The 1,073-nt window shown below is 68.1% G+C and carries 1 protein-coding gene; it reads right to left on the reverse strand.

The window, feature by feature from the left end:
• The coding region (locus AB0K92_RS33565; RefSeq protein WP_365929054.1) for an acyltransferase domain-containing protein at window positions 1-1,073 on the reverse strand (1,073 nt) is incomplete at both ends.

Raw genomic sequence — 1,073 nt, forward strand, 5'->3', positions numbered from 1 at the left:
CGCCGGTGCTGGAAGGCGTAAGTCGGCAGGTCCACCAGCCGACCACCGCCCACCCACGGCGACCAGTCGACATCCACCCCCGCCACGAACACCTCGGCCAGGTTGCGCAGCCACTGCGCCTGCTCACCCTCATAACGGCGCAGAGTGCCCACCGCGGTCACATCCACCACCCCGGCACCCTCGGCAGCCTGCGTCACCGCACCCACCAGCACCGGATGCGGAGAAGCCTCCACAAACACCCGATGCCCGGCCTCCAGCAGCGCCTCCAGAGCCCGGTCGAAACGGACCGTCTCACGCAGATTGGTGAACCAGTACTCCGCATCCATCGACGCGGTATCGATCACCCCACCCGACACCGTCGAAAACAACGGCACCTCACCCGAACGCGGCCGGATCCCACCCAGCACCTCCAACAGCTCCGCCCGCAACTCCTCGACCTGAGGTGAATGCGACGCATAATCCACCGCGATCCGCCGCACCTGCACACCCTCGGCCTCACACCGGGCCACGAACACATCCAGCTCACCCGGCGCACCCGACACCACAACCTGCTCCGGGCCATTCACCACCGCGACCTGAAGGCCCTCGGTCAGCCAGCCGGACACCCGCTCCGCCGGAGCCAGCACGGACACCATCCCGCCCCGACCCGACAACGCCACAATCGCCCGCGAACGCAACGCCACCACCCGCGCCGCATCCTCCAACGACAAACCACCCGCCACACACGCAGCAGCGATCTCACCCTGCGAATGCCCGACCACAGCCGACGGCCGCACCCCCACCGAACGCCACAACTCCGCCAGCGACACCATCACCGCGAACAAAACCGGCTGCACCACATCCACACGGCCCAGCAAAGCCTCGTCCCCGCCACGGACCACATCCAGCAGCGACCAGCCATCCGCATACGGCTCCAACGCCACCGCACACTCCGCCATCCGCCCCGCGAACACCGGCGAGAACTCCAGCAACTCCCGCGCCATACCCACCCACTGCGAGCCCTGACCCGGGAACACCAACACCACACCCGACGACGACACCACACGACCCGACACCACACCACGGCCCGCAGC

Origin of the sequence: Streptomyces sp. NPDC052687, assembly GCF_040678395.1 — a bacterium.
GTDB lineage: Bacteria > Actinomycetota > Actinomycetes > Streptomycetales > Streptomycetaceae > Streptomyces.